The organism is Lentzea sp. NPDC059081 (genome assembly GCF_042738015.1).
Classification (GTDB): domain Bacteria; phylum Actinomycetota; class Actinomycetes; order Mycobacteriales; family Pseudonocardiaceae; genus Lentzea.
The window spans coordinates 36,007-50,262 of the sequence record NZ_JBHYGW010000016.1 but is presented as its reverse complement, the minus strand read 5'-3'; the positions used below and the strand labels follow the sequence as shown (position 1 = coordinate 50,262).

At 69.8% G+C, this 14,256-nt stretch carries 9 protein-coding genes and 1 pseudogene; 5 read left to right on the top strand and 5 right to left on the bottom strand.

All coding sequences use genetic code 11. From position 1 onward, the window contains the following. The first annotated feature begins 149 nt into the window (after positions 1-149). Complete coding sequence (locus ACFWV3_RS29540; protein ID WP_382415837.1) at positions 150-1,922, top strand: alpha/beta hydrolase; 1,773 nt, start codon at positions 150-152, stop codon at positions 1,920-1,922. Positions 1,923-2,034: 112 nt separating this feature from the next. Here the strand turns inward: ACFWV3_RS29540 and ACFWV3_RS29535 are convergent, their stop codons facing one another. Next, entirely contained in the window at positions 2,035-2,730 is a 696-nt protein-coding gene (locus ACFWV3_RS29535) for a PP2C family protein-serine/threonine phosphatase (protein ID WP_382415835.1), read from the bottom strand. A 52-nt stretch (positions 2,731-2,782) separates the two neighbouring features. Here ACFWV3_RS29535 and ACFWV3_RS29530 point away from each other — a divergent pair, with 52 nt between their 5' ends. Beyond that, positions 2,783-4,165 carry an N-6 DNA methylase gene (locus tag ACFWV3_RS29530; protein ID WP_382415833.1) on the top strand — a complete coding sequence of 461 codons (1,383 nt, stop codon included), beginning with the start codon at positions 2,783-2,785 and terminating at the stop codon, positions 4,163-4,165. A gap of 109 nt (positions 4,166-4,274) precedes the next feature. Continuing rightward, positions 4,275-5,126 (top strand): annotated as a pseudogene (locus tag ACFWV3_RS29525) (serine/threonine-protein kinase); the annotation flags it as partial. 443 nt (positions 5,127-5,569) lie between these two features. On the opposite strand, the gene ACFWV3_RS29520 reads toward ACFWV3_RS29525, so the two are convergent. Beyond that, on the bottom strand, positions 5,570-6,430 hold the full coding sequence (locus ACFWV3_RS29520; protein ID WP_382415831.1) for a DNA-3-methyladenine glycosylase family protein: 861 nt from the start codon (positions 6,428-6,430) through the stop codon (positions 5,570-5,572). A gap of 143 nt (positions 6,431-6,573) precedes the next feature. Then, positions 6,574-7,287: a response regulator gene (locus ACFWV3_RS29515; RefSeq protein WP_382415830.1), complete on the bottom strand. Its 714-nt coding sequence runs from the start codon at positions 7,285-7,287 to the stop codon at positions 6,574-6,576. Positions 7,288-7,491: 204 nt separating this feature from the next. Here ACFWV3_RS29515 and ACFWV3_RS29510 point away from each other — a divergent pair, with 204 nt between their 5' ends. Further along, entirely contained in the window at positions 7,492-9,882 is a 2,391-nt protein-coding gene (locus tag ACFWV3_RS29510; RefSeq protein ID WP_382415828.1) for an ATP-binding protein, read from the top strand. Between the two features lie 157 nt (positions 9,883-10,039). Beyond that, on the top strand, positions 10,040-11,665 hold the full coding sequence (locus ACFWV3_RS29505) for a glycosyl hydrolase family 18 protein (RefSeq protein ID WP_382415826.1): 1,626 nt from the start codon (positions 10,040-10,042) through the stop codon (positions 11,663-11,665). Between the two features lie 71 nt (positions 11,666-11,736). Here the strand turns inward: ACFWV3_RS29505 and ACFWV3_RS29500 are convergent, their stop codons facing one another. After that, positions 11,737-12,828 (bottom strand): serine hydrolase domain-containing protein, encoded by a 1,092-nt coding sequence (locus tag ACFWV3_RS29500; protein WP_382415824.1) that lies wholly within the window; start codon positions 12,826-12,828, stop codon positions 11,737-11,739. 124 nt (positions 12,829-12,952) lie between these two features. Beyond that, entirely contained in the window at positions 12,953-14,230 is a 1,278-nt protein-coding gene (locus ACFWV3_RS29495; RefSeq protein WP_382415822.1) for a M14 family zinc carboxypeptidase, read from the bottom strand. Between the last annotated feature and the right edge of the window lie 26 nt (positions 14,231-14,256).

Genomic DNA, 14,256 nt, shown 5'->3' with positions numbered 1-14,256 from the left:
GTTCATCACTCCGCGTGCCTCTTTCGTGACGGTTTTCAGACATGGCGACTTTCTGCCACTACCCAGGAGTGTTAATCGGGCGGTTTCCCCTTTCTCCTCTGGTGCAAGCGCGGCCTCGTCGGCCGTGCGGGGGCAGGAGGGATCCACCAGTGAGGAAGTACTTCAGAGGCGGCATGGCCGCGGTGGCAGGGGTGTTGGTCGCCACCAGCGTCGTGCTCACGCCGACGGCGAGCGCCGCCGCCAAGGCCGACCCGGACACGCAGGCACTCGCGGGCGCGCTGGCCACCCAGAAGATCACCTGGGAGGAGTGCGCGTTCCCCGGCGTCGCCGAGGAGACCGTCAAGCAGTTCAAGACCGTCAAGGGCCTCGCCTGCGCGACCGTCCAGGTCCCGCGCGACTGGCACAACCCGGCCGACGGCACCACGATCGGCATCCGGGTCTCGAAGACCCAGACCGCGTTCAAGGGCACCGCTCGCCAGGGCATCGCGCTGGTCAACCCCGGTGGCCCCGGCGGCTCCGGCCTGCCGTGGGGCCCGGCGATGGCCCTGCGCGCGCCGGTGCTCGCGAGTCAGTACGACTTCATCGGCTTCGACCCGCGCGGTGTCGGCCTGTCCACGCCGCTCACCTGCAGCTACACCGTCCCGAACAGCACCGACGTCGACGTGCTGAACAAGGCGAAGGTCGACGGCTGCCTCGAGAACCCGCTGACCAAGTTCATCACCACCGAGCAGACCGCGTACGACATGGACTTCATCCGCGTCCTGCTCGGCGAGAAGAAGACCAGCTACATCGGCTACTCCTACGGCACGTGGCTCGGCACCTGGTACGCCGCGACGTTCCCGTCGAAGGTCCACCGCATGCTGCTCGACTCGTCCGTCGACGCCTCGCAGTCGACGCTCGAGAACACCTGGGACCTGCAGCCGCGCACCCGCGACCGCCAGTTCCAGGAGGCGCTGCTGCCGTTCATGGCGCGCCACGACGACAAGTACGGCCAGGGCACCGACCCGATGGAGATCCGCCGCAAGTGGGAGAAGGGCGGCGGCACGCGCGAGTTCGTCGGCCAGCTCTTCGTCGCGTGGTTCGTCCTGCCGGCGATGTACGACACCTCGCAGTACCACGCGGCCGCGTCCGCGGTGGCCTCGGTGATCGACGCGACCAACCCGGCGGGCTCCGACGCGGAGAAGGTCGAGCAGGTCGTCGCGAAGATGCTGACCTACCCCGGTCTCACCGAGGAGAACAAGGCGTTCATCGCCAAGGGCAAGCAGAACGCGCTCGCCGCGGTCGCCAAGAAGGAGCGCGTGGCGGTCAAGGCCACGACCGACGCCGCCGAGGTCGAGACCTGGGACGCGACGTTCGAGGCGATCCGCTGCCAGGACGGCCAGTGGAACCAGAACCTGCACTACTGGAAGTACTGGCTGGCCGACCTGACCGTGAACGCGCCGTTCATCGCGCCGTTCATGGACACGCCGCTGTGCGCGTACTGGCCGACGACGAACTCGATGCCGAAGCCGGACAAGAAGACGTTCCCGCGTCTGCTGATCGCGCAGTCCGAGCTCGACGCCGCCACCGCCTACGAGGGTGGCCTGGCCACGTCCAAGGCGCTGCCGAACGCGAAGATGATCAGCGTCGACAACGAGGGCTCGCACGGCCTGTTCCCGTACAACACGGACTGCGTCGACGACCCGATCACGTTCTACTTCCAGACCGGTGCGACCCCGCGCAAGCAGTACACCGGCTGCCAGGGTCTCCCGTTGCCGGGCGAGGACACGACGTTCGAGGTCGGCGGCAAGATGACCAACGGCAAGGTGAAGATCAAGATGATCACGCCGGCGGTCAAGCAGGCCAACAAGATCGTCAAGGACCTGCTGAGCGGGTCCGCGACGGCGGCGGCCGACGAGTCGGGCATGCCGGCCAACCTGTAACACCTCCGGTGAAAGCTGCGGCCCCTGCCACGTTCGTGGCGGGGGCCGTTTCCACTTCGTGCTGGGCACCGGTTCCGCCTCGCGGGGAGCGCCGTCTCCACCTGGCGTCTTCCTAGCGCTGCCACCACTTCTTCTTGACGACGTCGGTGATCACGCACGTGATGTTGTCCGGGCCGCCGTTGCCGTTCGCGAGCGCGACCAGCTGCCACGCCGCCTCGGTTCCGTCCTGTGTGGACAGCAGGATCTCGTGCACGTCGTCGAGGTCGGTGTAGTCGGTCAGGCCGTCGCTGCACAGCAGGTAGCGGTCGCCGAGCTCGGCCTGGTGCCACGTCAGGTCCGGCTCGTGCGAGTTGCCGGACTGCAGGGCTCTCAGCACGTAGGCGCGGCGCGGGTGGACCAACGCCTCCTGCGGCGTCATGCGGCCGGCGTCGACCAGCGCCTGGACCATGGTGTGGTCGTGCGAGAGCTGGCGGAGGTTGCCGTCCCTGACCACGTAGGCGCGGGAGTCGCCGATGTGCGCCAGCTCGAACTCCAGGCCCTCCCAGCGCATCGCGGTGAGCGTGGTGCCTGCACCCTGCGGCACTTCGGCGTCGAGCCTGCGCGCGATCTCGGCCACCGCGGGGCCGAGGTCGTCCTGCCACCCGGCGAGGACGTTCACCGCCAGGGCGCTCGCGAGCTCGCCGTGCTCGTGGCCGCCCATGCCGTCCGCCACCGCCTGCAGGTCGGGGCGGACGTAGACCGAGTCCTCGTTGTGCTCGCGGACGAGCCCGGGGTCGGTCGCCACGGCGATGCGCAGCTCGTGTGTCATCTCTCCAGTAGATCAGTTGTGAAGTGAGTTCACAAGCAATACGGTTGTGAACATGGATGAGACGGTCAACGCCGGCGACATCGCGCGCCTCGCCGAGGTGGGGCGGGCGGCGGTGTCGAACTGGCGGCGGCGGTTCGAGGACTTCCCGTCGCCGGTCGGCGGGACGGCCTCCAGTCCGTTGTACCTGCTGCGCGACGTGGAGTCATGGCTTCGGCGAAACGGGAAGCCGTTCAAGGTCTCCCCGGCCGAACGCCTGTGGACGCGGTTGCGCACCATCGACGACCTGAAGCTCGGCGAGGCGCTGGCCGCCGTGGACGCCGACGTGGCGACGTTCGAGTTTCTTCATGCACGGTACGTGGAAGCGCACTCACGGCTGCTCAACCCGACTCCGCCCGAGGTCATCGAGGCCGTGCTGGCCACGACGGATGGCGCCACGGTGATCGATCCCGCGTGCGGCACCGGCTCGTTGCTGATGGCGTCGACGGGCCGCGAGAAGATCGGCCAGGAACTCGACCCGGTGTCCGCGGTCATCGCCCGGCGCCGGATGCCGAAGGCGCAGATCATCACCGGCGACTCGTTGCGCGAGAACGGGATCGCGCACCTCGCCGACGCCGTCGTGTGCGATCCGCCGTGGCACGACCGGGCGTGGGGCCACGAGGAGCTCATCGGCGACGCCCGCTGGACCTACGGCCTCCCTCCGCGCGGCGAACCGGAACTGGCCTGGCTGCAACACTGCCTGTCGCTGGCCAAGCCCGGCGGACTGGTCGCGGTGCTGCTGCCGTCAGCGGCCGCGTCACGCAGACCGGGCAAGCGAATCCGCGGCAACCTGCTGCGCGCCGGTGCCGTGCGCGGCGTCATGACCGTGCAACCGGGCCGCGACCTGTGGCTGCTGCGCAACCCGATCGGTCGCGCGCCCGAACACATCGCCCTGCTCCCCGGCCCCGGCCCGGTCGAGCCGAACACGCGCGTCATCGACCTGCTGGACGACGACGTCGACCTGAGCCCGGCCCGGCGCAGCGGCACCGACGTGTCCGCCTACCTCACGGCGCAGCCGACGTTCGCCGTGCCGAACCTCCCCGAACTGCAGGCACAACCCGCACCGGGCATGACCACGATCGGCGAACTGGTCCGCGCCGCACCGGGCACGCACGTCGTCACGTCCCCGACCGGCGCCACGTACGAGATCAACCCGAGGCGCCTGGACCCGGACTTCCTGGAGGGAGTGCTGCGCGCGGCGTTCGCCCGCACCCCGACCGGCTCGACGCGTCTCGACGTCCGGCGCACCCAGGTCCCCTCGCTCCCGTTGGCGGAGCAGAAGCGGTACGGTGCGGCGTTCGCGCAGCTCAAAGCACTGGAAGCAGGCTTGGACGATGCGGCGGAACTGGTCCGTCTGGGCTACTCTGGTCTTCTGAGCGGACAGATCCGGCCGGCATGATCGGACTGGTTTCACCCGATCGTGATGTCCTGAAACGCCGTTACGATTCCCTCGCTAACGAGGAAATGCGCGGGGCCGGCGACCGGGACACGGCGGTTAGGCTGCGCGGGTGCTGATCGCCGACCGCTACGAGATCGACGACCTGCCGCTGGGACGGGGCGGCATGGGAGCCGTGCACAAGGGCCGGGACCTGCGCCTGGACCGGCGGGTGGCGGTGAAGCTCCTGCGCCTGCCCGGCAGCGACGAGGAGGTGCGGCAGCGGTTCGCGCGCGAGGCGAGGATCGTCGCCAGGCTGGAACACCCCGGCGTGCCGGTCCTGTACGACTTCGGGACGTACGAGCAGCGCCTGTTCCAGGTCATGCAGTTCGTGGACGGCGTGACCGTCGCCGACCTGGTGGGCGAGTTCGGCCCGCTGCCCCAGGCGTGGGCGGCGTCGATCGCCGCGCAGACCGCCGCCGTGCTGGCCGCGGCGCACGAGCGAAGCATCTGCCACCGCGACCTCAAGCCCACCAACCTGATGCTGTGCCCCGACGGCGCGGTGAAGGTGCTGGACTTCGGCCTGGCGCTGTTGCGGGAGAGCGACGTCGCGCCGTTCAGCCGGGCCGGCCAGATCCTCGGCACGCCGTCGTACATGGCGCCCGAGCAGATCCAGCGCGGGGTCGCCGAGCCGCGCAGCGACCTGTACGCGCTGGGGTGCGTGCTGCACGAGATGCTGACGGGCGAGCAGCTCTTCACCGGGCCGACGGCGTACGCGGTGTTCGACAAGCACGTCAAGGAGGCGCCGCCGCGGGTGGCGGGGCCGCTCGACCCCGTCGTGCAACGGTTGCTGGCCAAGGATCCGGGTGGGCGGCCGGCCACGGCGGTCGAGGTTTTCGGGGATTTGCAGGGGTTCGCGCAGGATTTGCCGCCGTTGCCCGGGTTCGTGCGGGCGGGGTCGGCTGGGGCGATGTACGCGAGTGTGCAGTTGGCTCCGGGGGCTGGTGCGGCCTTCGCGTCGGGGTCGGCGGCGGCCTTCGCGCCGGGATCCGGTGCGGCTTTCGCGCCGGCGGCAGGGTCGGCTTTCGCGCCGGCGGCGGGGTCGGCTTTCGCGCCGGGGGCGGGGGCGGATTTCGTGGCGGGAGCGGGTTCGGCACGCGCGTCGGAGCCCGGTTCGCCGCTCACGCCGGAATCGCGTTCAACCCCCACAACGGCAACCGGCTGAACCCCGCGCCGAACGCCGGCGCGCCACGCCAATCAGGCCCCGCTTCACCCACCGCGCCGGGATCCAGCCCGCCCGTCGCGCTGGAACTCGCTTCGCCCGACACGCCGAAACACGTCGCCCCGCATGCCGGAACCCGCCTCACCGCCAACGGCAGGCCCCGCCTCACCTCCCGCGCCGAGATCCGACCCACCCCGCCGCACCCCTCAAGCCGGTATCCGGTTCACCTCGTGATCCCCGGTGGCCCACAGGTGCTGCACCGCGTAAGCCCGCCAGGGCCGCCACCCCTCCGCCCGCCTGACCAGCGCCGCCGGCGTCGAAGGCAGCCCCAGCGCCTCCGCGGCCAGGCGGATCCCCAGGTCGGTGGGCAAGAACGCGTCCTCGTCCCCCAGGGCGCGCATCAGAATCGTTTCCACCGTCCAAGGGCCAAAACCGGGCAGCGACGACAGCGAAGCGCGGGCCTCCGCGCGGTCGGCGGAGGGTGAAAGGTCCACACCGGACCGCAAAGCCGCCAGTAGTGCCGCCATCGTCCGGCGGCGGGACGCGGGCACGGCCAGCACGGCGGGGTCGAAGTCCAGCGGGAACAGGAACAGGTCCTGCACCGCCGTGCCGCAGGCGGCCACCAGGCGGGCGGCGTGGGTGCGGGCGGCCTTCGTCGAGACCTGTTGGCCCAGCACGGCGCGGATGGCGAACTCCGCGCCGTCCACCGTGCGCGGCACTCGGCGGCCGGGGGCGGCGGCGACGAGTGGTGCGAGCAGCGGGTCGGTCGAGAGTGCGGTGTCCACTGCCACGGGATCCACGTCGAGGTCCAGCAAGAACCGGCAAAGGTCCAGAGCAGTGGCCAAATCGCGAGGATCGCTCAACTCCACTGTGCACGCGATGTGGTCCGGAAACGGTTTCAGCGAGGCGATCCCGTATCCGCGAGGCAATCGCAAGGTGCGGCGGTAGACGCCGTTCCGCCACTCCTCCACGCCGGGCACGGCGGTGGCGATGAGGTGGCCGAACAGGTTGTCGAGGCACAAAGGTGCTTGAAAGGACAACCTTTTGGAGAACGTTTTCCACTGCACGACACCCGAGCATGCCCTGATTCCGAGCGGGACGCTGGCGGAAAAGAGACATCACATTGGACGGGGCCAACCGGGTGACCTGCTTCGCGGCGCGAAAATCCGTGGCTAGTCTGGCTCCTGCGCCGTTGCAACGAGAACAGGTTTCAGCAGGGAAGGGCGGCGTCGCGTGCGATGAGAGCGGCCTGGACGCGGTTGTCGCACCGCAGCTTCGTCAGCAGTCGGCTGACATGGGCCTTGATGGCCCCCTCCGAGAGGTACATGAGCCGAGCGATGCGCGCGTTCGCCATGCCCTGTGCCAGGTACACCAGCACTTCCTGCTCTCGCCGGGTGAGCAGGCTGATGCGGCTGCGGGCGGCGTCGCGGCGTTCCGAGTCGGCGCCGGTGAAGTGGTCGATCAACGCACGTGTGGCGGACGGCGACAGGATCGCCTCGCCCGCGGCGACGGCGCGGACCGCGCCGACCAGCGAGTCGGGTTCGCCGTTCTTGAACAGGAATCCCGCCGCGCCGGCACGCAGCGCGGGGAAGAGCATCTCCTCGGTGTGCGGGGTGCAGAGCATGATCACCTGCGTTCCCGGCACGTGCCTGCGGACCATGCGCACCGCCGCGAGGCCTTCCATGCCGGGCATGGCCGCGTCCATCAGCAGCACCTGGGGGCGCTGGCGGCGGGCGAGCTCGAGGGCGCCGGTGCCGTCGCCCGCCTCGCCGACGACCGCGACCCCGCCGGACCGCTCCAGCACGCCGCGGACTCCCGTGCGGACCAGGACCTCGTCGTCGGCGATGCCGACGGTGATCGTGCGCGGCTTGTCCACCAGCTGCAGACCCCCAGTCGCCCACGAGGTGCTCGGTGTCAACGTCATGCGTGCTCCCTGTCAGACCGGACCAGTCACCAGTTTGTTCCCGAACGAGGACGAGCGGAAGGCAGGCATAACGACCAGGTCGCGAACCGTCTCGCGCATGCGGGGGCGTAACGGGTCGCATCGTGCAGCACACCGCCCACGACCTGCGCCGTTGCCGCAACGAGACGTCTACGCCCTGCCGTTACGGCTGGAGGAGAAGGACTCATGACCAGCACCGGACGTTGCGCGCTGTGCGCCGGCGAGCTGCCTCCCTCCGAGCAGCGCCGGTCCTACTGCTCCAACGCCTGCCGGCAGCGCGCCTACCGCCGCCGTGCCACCGTTGCCGCGCCCGTGAGCAGACAGAACCTGCGCGTGCTGTCGAACCTGCCGGCCGCGCGCGACACGTTCGTCGGCCGCCAGCAGGAGCTGTCGAAGCTGGACCAGCTGCTGCGCCGGCACCGGCTCGTCACGCTGGTCGGCGGTGCGGGCGCGGGCAAGACCCGGCTCGCGCTGGAGATGGCGGGACGGTTGCGGCGCGGGCGCACGGACCGGGTCCTGCTCGTCGAGCTCGGCGAGGTCGTCAACCCCCGCCACGTGCTCCCGGTGCTGGCCAGGGCCCTCGGCGTGCTCGCCCGGCCCGACGAACCGTTGCGCGACACCGTCGTCGAGACGCTCGTCAACATGAAGGTGGTCGTGGTCCTCGACAACTGCGAGCACCTCCTCGACACGTGCGCCGAGCTCACCGGCACGCTGCTCGACCGCTGCCCCGGGGTGCGGGTGCTGGCGACCTCCCGCGAGGCCCTGTGGATCACCGGTGAGGTGAGCTTCCACGTCGAGGGGTTGCCCGTTCCCTCGACGGACCGCGACCTCGTCACGACGGCGGCCCCGCGGTCGGAGGCCGTGAAGCTGTTCGTGGAACGGGCCCGCGAGCGCAAGCCCGACTTCCGGCTGACCGCCGAGAACACCGCCGCGGTCGCGTTGCTGTGCGCACGGCTGGAGGGCATGCCGCTCGCGATCGAGCTGGCGGCGCGCTGGGTGCAGCTGCTGCCGGTCGCGGACATCTGCGACCGCATGGACGAGCCGCTCGAGCTGCTGACGCTGGGCTGCCGGAAGTCGCCGTCCCGCCAGCGTTCGCTGCGCGAGGCGATCGACTGGAGCTACCAGCTGCTCGCGCCGGACGAGCAGTTCGCGCTGCGCAGGCTGTCGGTGTTCGACGGCGGCTTCGACCTCGCCGCGGCCACCGAGGTCTGCTCTTCGGAACGGTCGGCGGAACCCGTTCTCGACGTCCTCTCGCGGTTGCAGGCGAAGTCGTTGCTCACGGCGATCAGCGGGGCGACGAGGTTCCGGCAGCTGGAGTCGATCCGGTTGCACGCCAGGGAGAAGCTGCTCGCGGCCGGGGAGCTGGACATCGCCTACGAGGCGCTGGCCCGCTGGTTCACCGACCTGTCGGACGTGCTGCTCACCGCGCCGCTGTCGGTGCCGGCGGACGTCCAGCACAAGCTCGACAACCACGTCGACAGCCTGCTCGGGACCGTCGAGTGGGCGGCCGAGCGGTCCGACGAACGACTGCTGCTGCTCACCACGGCACTCGCGGACTGCGCGGCCCGCAGCGGCCGGCTCGGGCAGGCGCGGGTGATGCTGCGCGACGCGTTGCGGCGTCCGTCCACTCGGGACGACTACCGCTGCGTCGCGCTGAACCACGCCGCGCGCTTCGCCGCCGAGCAGGGCGACAACGCCGAGGCCGCCGAACTCTCCGCGGAGGCGTCCCGGCTGGTCAGGGCATTGGGGCAACCGGCGTTGGTGATGAGCTCGCGCAGCACGCTGGCGGCGGTGCAGCGGTCGTCGGGCGAGTGGGAGGCGTCGGCGAGGAGCAACACCGAGTGCCTGCGGGTCGCCGAACTGCTGGGCGAACCGCTGGCCCGGGCGAAGTGCCTTGTCGACCTGGCACGCACGTCGTTATCGCTCGGCAAGCACGAACGCGCCGAGAAGGACGTCATGAAGGCATTGCCGATCTCGCGCGCGTCGGGCATGCCCGCGCGGATCGCGTCGGCCTTGAACACGCGTGGCGTCGTGGCGTTGGTGCAGAGCGACCTCGACGAGGCCGAGCACGCCTTCCAGGAGGCGTTGCGGATGGACGGGATCAACCCGCTGACCGCACCGGACGCCTTGGAGGGTCTGGCTGTCGTGGCGTTGACGCGGGGGCAGGCCGAGCGCGCGCTACGACTTGAAGCGACCGGACGTGCGCTCAGGCGTTCCGTGGGCGTGGTGCCGGATCCGTTCTGGGCGGAGAAGGTCGCCGGTGCCATGCGCACCGCACGGCTGATGGTGCCCCTTGCGCGCGCTGAGGCCGCTTCTACGCCACTGACTGCCGAGGAGACCGAGGCGTTCATCCAGGACGAGGTCTGGCTGGACCGCACGGCCGGTGAGGCGCTGGACGACCACGAGCGGCGGGTGATCGCGCTCATCGCGTCAGGGCTGACGAACCAGCAGATCGCGAACCGCTTGAACGTTTCCGTGCGGACCGTCGCGGCACGGTTGCAGCGACTGCGGGAGAAGCTGGGGTTGCGGAGCCGCGAGGACGTCGCGGCGTGGGGTGCCGAACGGGCAATCGGCTGAGTGCAATTTGCACGGACCTCTTTGACACGGAACGACATTCGCGGATTCCGATACCGGTTTCGGACTACTCCATTCGAGTGACGGCACAGGTCTAGACCTTGACCTTCAAGTGGTCTAAACCACAAGGTTCCGTTAACCCCCTGCGTATAGGAGTCCGATGTCCAAGATCCGATGGCATCTAGCTGCACTCTTCGCGGCGGTCGCCGCGATGGTCCTCGGCATCGTCGTCGTGCCCGCTGCGAGCGGTGCCGGCGGCGTGTCCGCCACGTTCACCAAGGGTTCGGACTGGGGAACGGGGTTCGAGGGCAAGTACACGATCACGAACAACAGCGCGTCGGCCCTGACGTCGTGGACCGTCGAGTTCACGTTGCCGGCCAACCACCGCGTCACGTCGTTGTGGGACGGCTCCTACACGACGAGCGGCCAGACCGTCACGGTCAAGAACACCTGGAACGGCAGCATCGGTGTCGGCGGGTCGGCGAGCTTCGGCTTCAACGGCGCGTACACCGGCACGTTCGGTGCTCCGACCAACTGCAAGCTGAACGGCGCGTCGTGCGAGGCGGGCGGGACCAACCCGACCACCACGACCACGACGTCGACCACCACCAGCACGACGACGACCACGACCACCACGACGACCACCACGACCGGCAACCCGCCGCCCGGTGGGAAGATCAACCTGGGCTACTTCGCCGAGTGGGGCGTCTACCCGGCTCGCAACTACCAGGTGAAGAACATCGACACCTCGGGTTCCGCGAGCAAGCTGACGCACATCAACTACGCGTTCGGCAACGTGTCCAACGGTCAGTGCACCATCGGTGAGTCGTACCCGGCGCTCGAGAAGGCCATGACGGCCGCCGAGAGCGTCGACGGCGTGGCCGACACGTGGGACCAGCCGGTGCGAGGCAACTTCAACCAGCTGCTGAAGCTGAAGAAGAAGTACCCGAACCTCAAGGTCCTGTACTCCTTCGGCGGCTGGACCTGGTCCGGTGGCTTCGGCCAGGCCGCGCAGAACCCGGCGGCGTTCGCCGACTCCTGCTACAAGCTGCTCGAGGACCCGCGCTGGGCGAACCTGTTCGACGGCATCGACATCGACTGGGAGTACCCGAACGCCTGTGGTCTCTCCTGCGACACGAGCGGTGCGGCCGCCTACAAGAACCTGATGCAGGCGCTGCGCGCCCGCTTCGGCCAGAACTACCTCGTCACCTCGGCGATCACCGCTGACGGCTCCAACGGCGGCAAGATCGACGCGGCCGACTACGGCGGCGCCGCGCAGTACATCGACTGGTACAACGTCATGACGTACGACTACTTCGGCGCGTGGGCGGCGCAGGGCCCGACGGCTCCGCACTCCCCGCTCACGTCGTACAGCGGCATCCCGACCGCCGGCTTCAACTCCGAGGCCGCGATCTCGAAGCTGCGCGGCAAGGGCGTTCCCGCCAGCAAGCTCCTGCTCGGCATCGGCTTCTACGGCCGCGGCTGGCAGGGCGTGACGCAGGCAGCGCCCGGCGGCACCGCGACCGGCCCGGCTCCCGGCACGTTCGAGCAGGGCATCGAGGACTACAAGGTCCTCAAGACGAAGTGTCCCGCCACCGGCACCATCGCCGGCACGGCCTACGCGTTCTGCAACGGCCAGTGGTGGAGCTACGACACCCCGCAGACGATCACCAGCAAGATCCAGTGGGGCCGCAGCCAGGGCCTCGGTGGAGCCTTCTTCTGGGAGCTCACGGGTGACACCGCGAACGGAGAACTGATCACCGCGATGAAGAACGCCCTGGGCTAGTCCCCCGGGCAGTACTTCGACACGCCGGGAGGGGAGCTGGTCAGCCCAGCTCCCCTTTCGTGTGCCCGGAATCAGCAGAAGACCGCCGTCAGCAGCTTGTCGAACGCGTCACCGGGATCGCCCTCGACCGGTGCGCTGGTGGCGTTGAGCTCCAGCCGCTTCTTCGTGTCCGGCGTCGTCAGCAGCTGCGACGAGTAGCCGGGGATGCCGCCGCCGTGGCCCCACACCTTCGTGCCGCACGGAAGCGTCTCGACCTGCAGCCCCAGGCCGTAGCCGGGACTCACGGCCGTGGTCCTGGTCAGTTCGGCCTGTTGTGCGGGCTTGAGCAGCTTCCCGCTCGCCAGCGCCGTGACGAACGTGTCGAGGTCCTCCGTCGTGGAGATCATCTCGCCGGCCGCGTAGGCGATCGACGGGTTCAGCCTGGTGATCTCGGACGGCTGCCCGCTCACGGTCCAGTAGGCACGCGCGTGCGGGCCCGTGATGTCCGGCTTCGTGCCGGGAACCTCGGTGCCCCTGAGCCGCAACGGCTTCAGGATCCGCTGCTCGACGGCCCTGGCGTAGGGCCCGCCGGTCAGCTTCTCGACCAGCAGACCGGCCACGACGTAGTTGGTGTTGGAGTAGCTCCACTTCGTGCCGGGGTCGAAGTCGAGCGGCTTGCTCGTGGACATCGCGAGCAGCTCCTGCGGCGTCCACGTCCGGTAGCGGATCTCGTCGAACTCGTCGGGAGAGCCCGGCAGGTCCCTCGTGTAGTTGTAGAGCCCGCTCGTGTGCTGCATGACCTGGCGGACGGTGATGCGGCCGTCCACCAGGCCCGGCAGGTACCGGACGACGGGCGCGTCCAGGTCGAGCCTGCCCTCGCCGCTGAGTTGCAGCAGCACGGTCGCGACGAACGTCTTGGTGATGCTGCCGACGCGGAACCGGCCGTCGAGCGGCACGGGCCTGCCGCTGTCGAGGTCCGCCTTGCCCGACCGGGCCGCGAACCGCTGCCGGCCGTCCGTCACGCGGGCCTGCACGCCGAGCGCTCCCCCGCTGCGCGTGACCTGGTCCAGAGCCTGCTGCACGGCATCGCGGCCGACACCCGCCGCGTCGGCCGTCGCGACGCCGGCGGTGGTGAGTGCCAGCAGGCTCGTCGCGGTCACCGTTGCTACCAGTCGAATCCCCATGGCTCTCACCCTGGCCAGCCACGGCGTGAGCCCGCATCCTCCTCCGGTAGCACCGCGCCCCGGGGTTTGTCCCGGGGACGCGGCCCTGGCGACCCGTCGGGGACGTCCCCTGCTCCGTTCGCGCTCAGTACGGGTGCTTCGCCGCCTTCATGGCCGAGACGAGCATCGGCCGCACCTTCGGCCAGTGCACGTCCTGCTGGCACGAGAACGGCGGCACGAACCCGCCGCACCTGCCGGACGAGGCGCCGATCTCCCAGACGAAGCTCGGCACGCCCAGGTCGTCGTACACCCAGTCGTCCGTGGCACCGGAGGAGTTGTAGAGCAGCTCACCGGGCTGGCCGGCCTGGAACCCGCTCAGCGCCGCCATGCCCTGGGCCAGCCTGCGCAGGGCGGCGTCGTTGCCGGTCTTCTGCGTGCTCCAGCCCCACGGGAAGAGCACGTAGTCGCCGTAGCTGTGCATGGAGACCACGGCACCGGTGGTGTCCGTAGCGGCGGCCGCGGTGTCGCCGGGCGCGCGGGTGTCGCGGTAGAGCTTGCGCCACAGCGACTCCAGCGCCCGCACCTCCACCTCGGAGTCGGCGCGGGTGCCCTGGTAGGTCTCGCTGCACCGGTTCGTGGACGAGCCGACCTCGCCCCAGTGCGAGCCGGCGTTGCGGTTGAGGTCGACGCCGCGCGGTCCGCTGGAGCAGGTGCCGTTGACGTTCTTGCGGTGCAGGACCGGGGTGTCGCCGCCGGACTCGACGACCTCGACGCCGTCGGGGTTGGCGATCGGCACCACCCACACCTCCAGGTCGTCGAGCATCGTGGTGAGGTCCGAGCCGACCAGGTCGTCGACGAACCGCCACGCCATGTCGCCGGTGGTGATCTCACGAGCGTGCAGCTGGCCCATCACGAACAGGCGCGGTTTCGGCGCGGTGGGCGTCAACGCGCAGTCACCGGCACGTTTCCGGGTGATGCAGATGGCCTTCAGGTCGTATCCGCCGGTGCCCTGGGTTTTGCGCCAGGAATCGCCGTAGTCGACGACCGTGGCGAGGTCGGGATGCGCCTTGGCGGTCTCGTCGAGATGGGCGAGATGTGCGGTGATAGTCCTATAACCGCCGTAGTACGTCGCGTCCGCGAGAGAGCGCGGAGCCCACTGCGCCGGAGGCCGCACCGTCTCGACCGAGGAGCGGAAGCCGTCGGCGCGCAGCTCGTCGGTGGTGTGCTGGTCGCCCACGACGAACAGGTCGTCGCCGTCGCGCTGTTCCAGCACGTCGTAGCCGAGGCCCAGCAACCGTTGCGCGGACTCGCCCTTCGGTGCCGGTACGCGCAGCACGTATGTCGCTTGTGGACCGTCGGCCGGTGCCGGCGAGGGACTCAGGAGCAGGGCCAGGCAGGAGAACAGGGCGAGGGCGGACCGCATGATCCACGATCATGGGCCGTTCGGCT

Coding starts and splice junctions, on each gene's coding strand:
- ACFWV3_RS29535 (WP_382415835.1), bottom strand. CDS start 2,730: ATGACACACGAGCTGCGCATCGCCGTGGCGACCGACCCCGGGCTCGTC.
- ACFWV3_RS29530 (WP_382415833.1), top strand. CDS start 2,783: ATGGATGAGACGGTCAACGCCGGCGACATCGCGCGCCTCGCCGAGGTG.
- ACFWV3_RS29515 (WP_382415830.1), bottom strand. CDS start 7,287: ATGACGTTGACACCGAGCACCTCGTGGGCGACTGGGGGTCTGCAGCTG.
- ACFWV3_RS29510 (WP_382415828.1), top strand. CDS start 7,492: ATGACCAGCACCGGACGTTGCGCGCTGTGCGCCGGCGAGCTGCCTCCC.
- ACFWV3_RS29505 (WP_382415826.1), top strand. CDS start 10,040: ATGTCCAAGATCCGATGGCATCTAGCTGCACTCTTCGCGGCGGTCGCC.
- ACFWV3_RS29500 (WP_382415824.1), bottom strand. CDS start 12,828: ATGGGGATTCGACTGGTAGCAACGGTGACCGCGACGAGCCTGCTGGCA.
- ACFWV3_RS29495 (WP_382415822.1), bottom strand. CDS start 14,230: ATGCGGTCCGCCCTCGCCCTGTTCTCCTGCCTGGCCCTGCTCCTGAGT.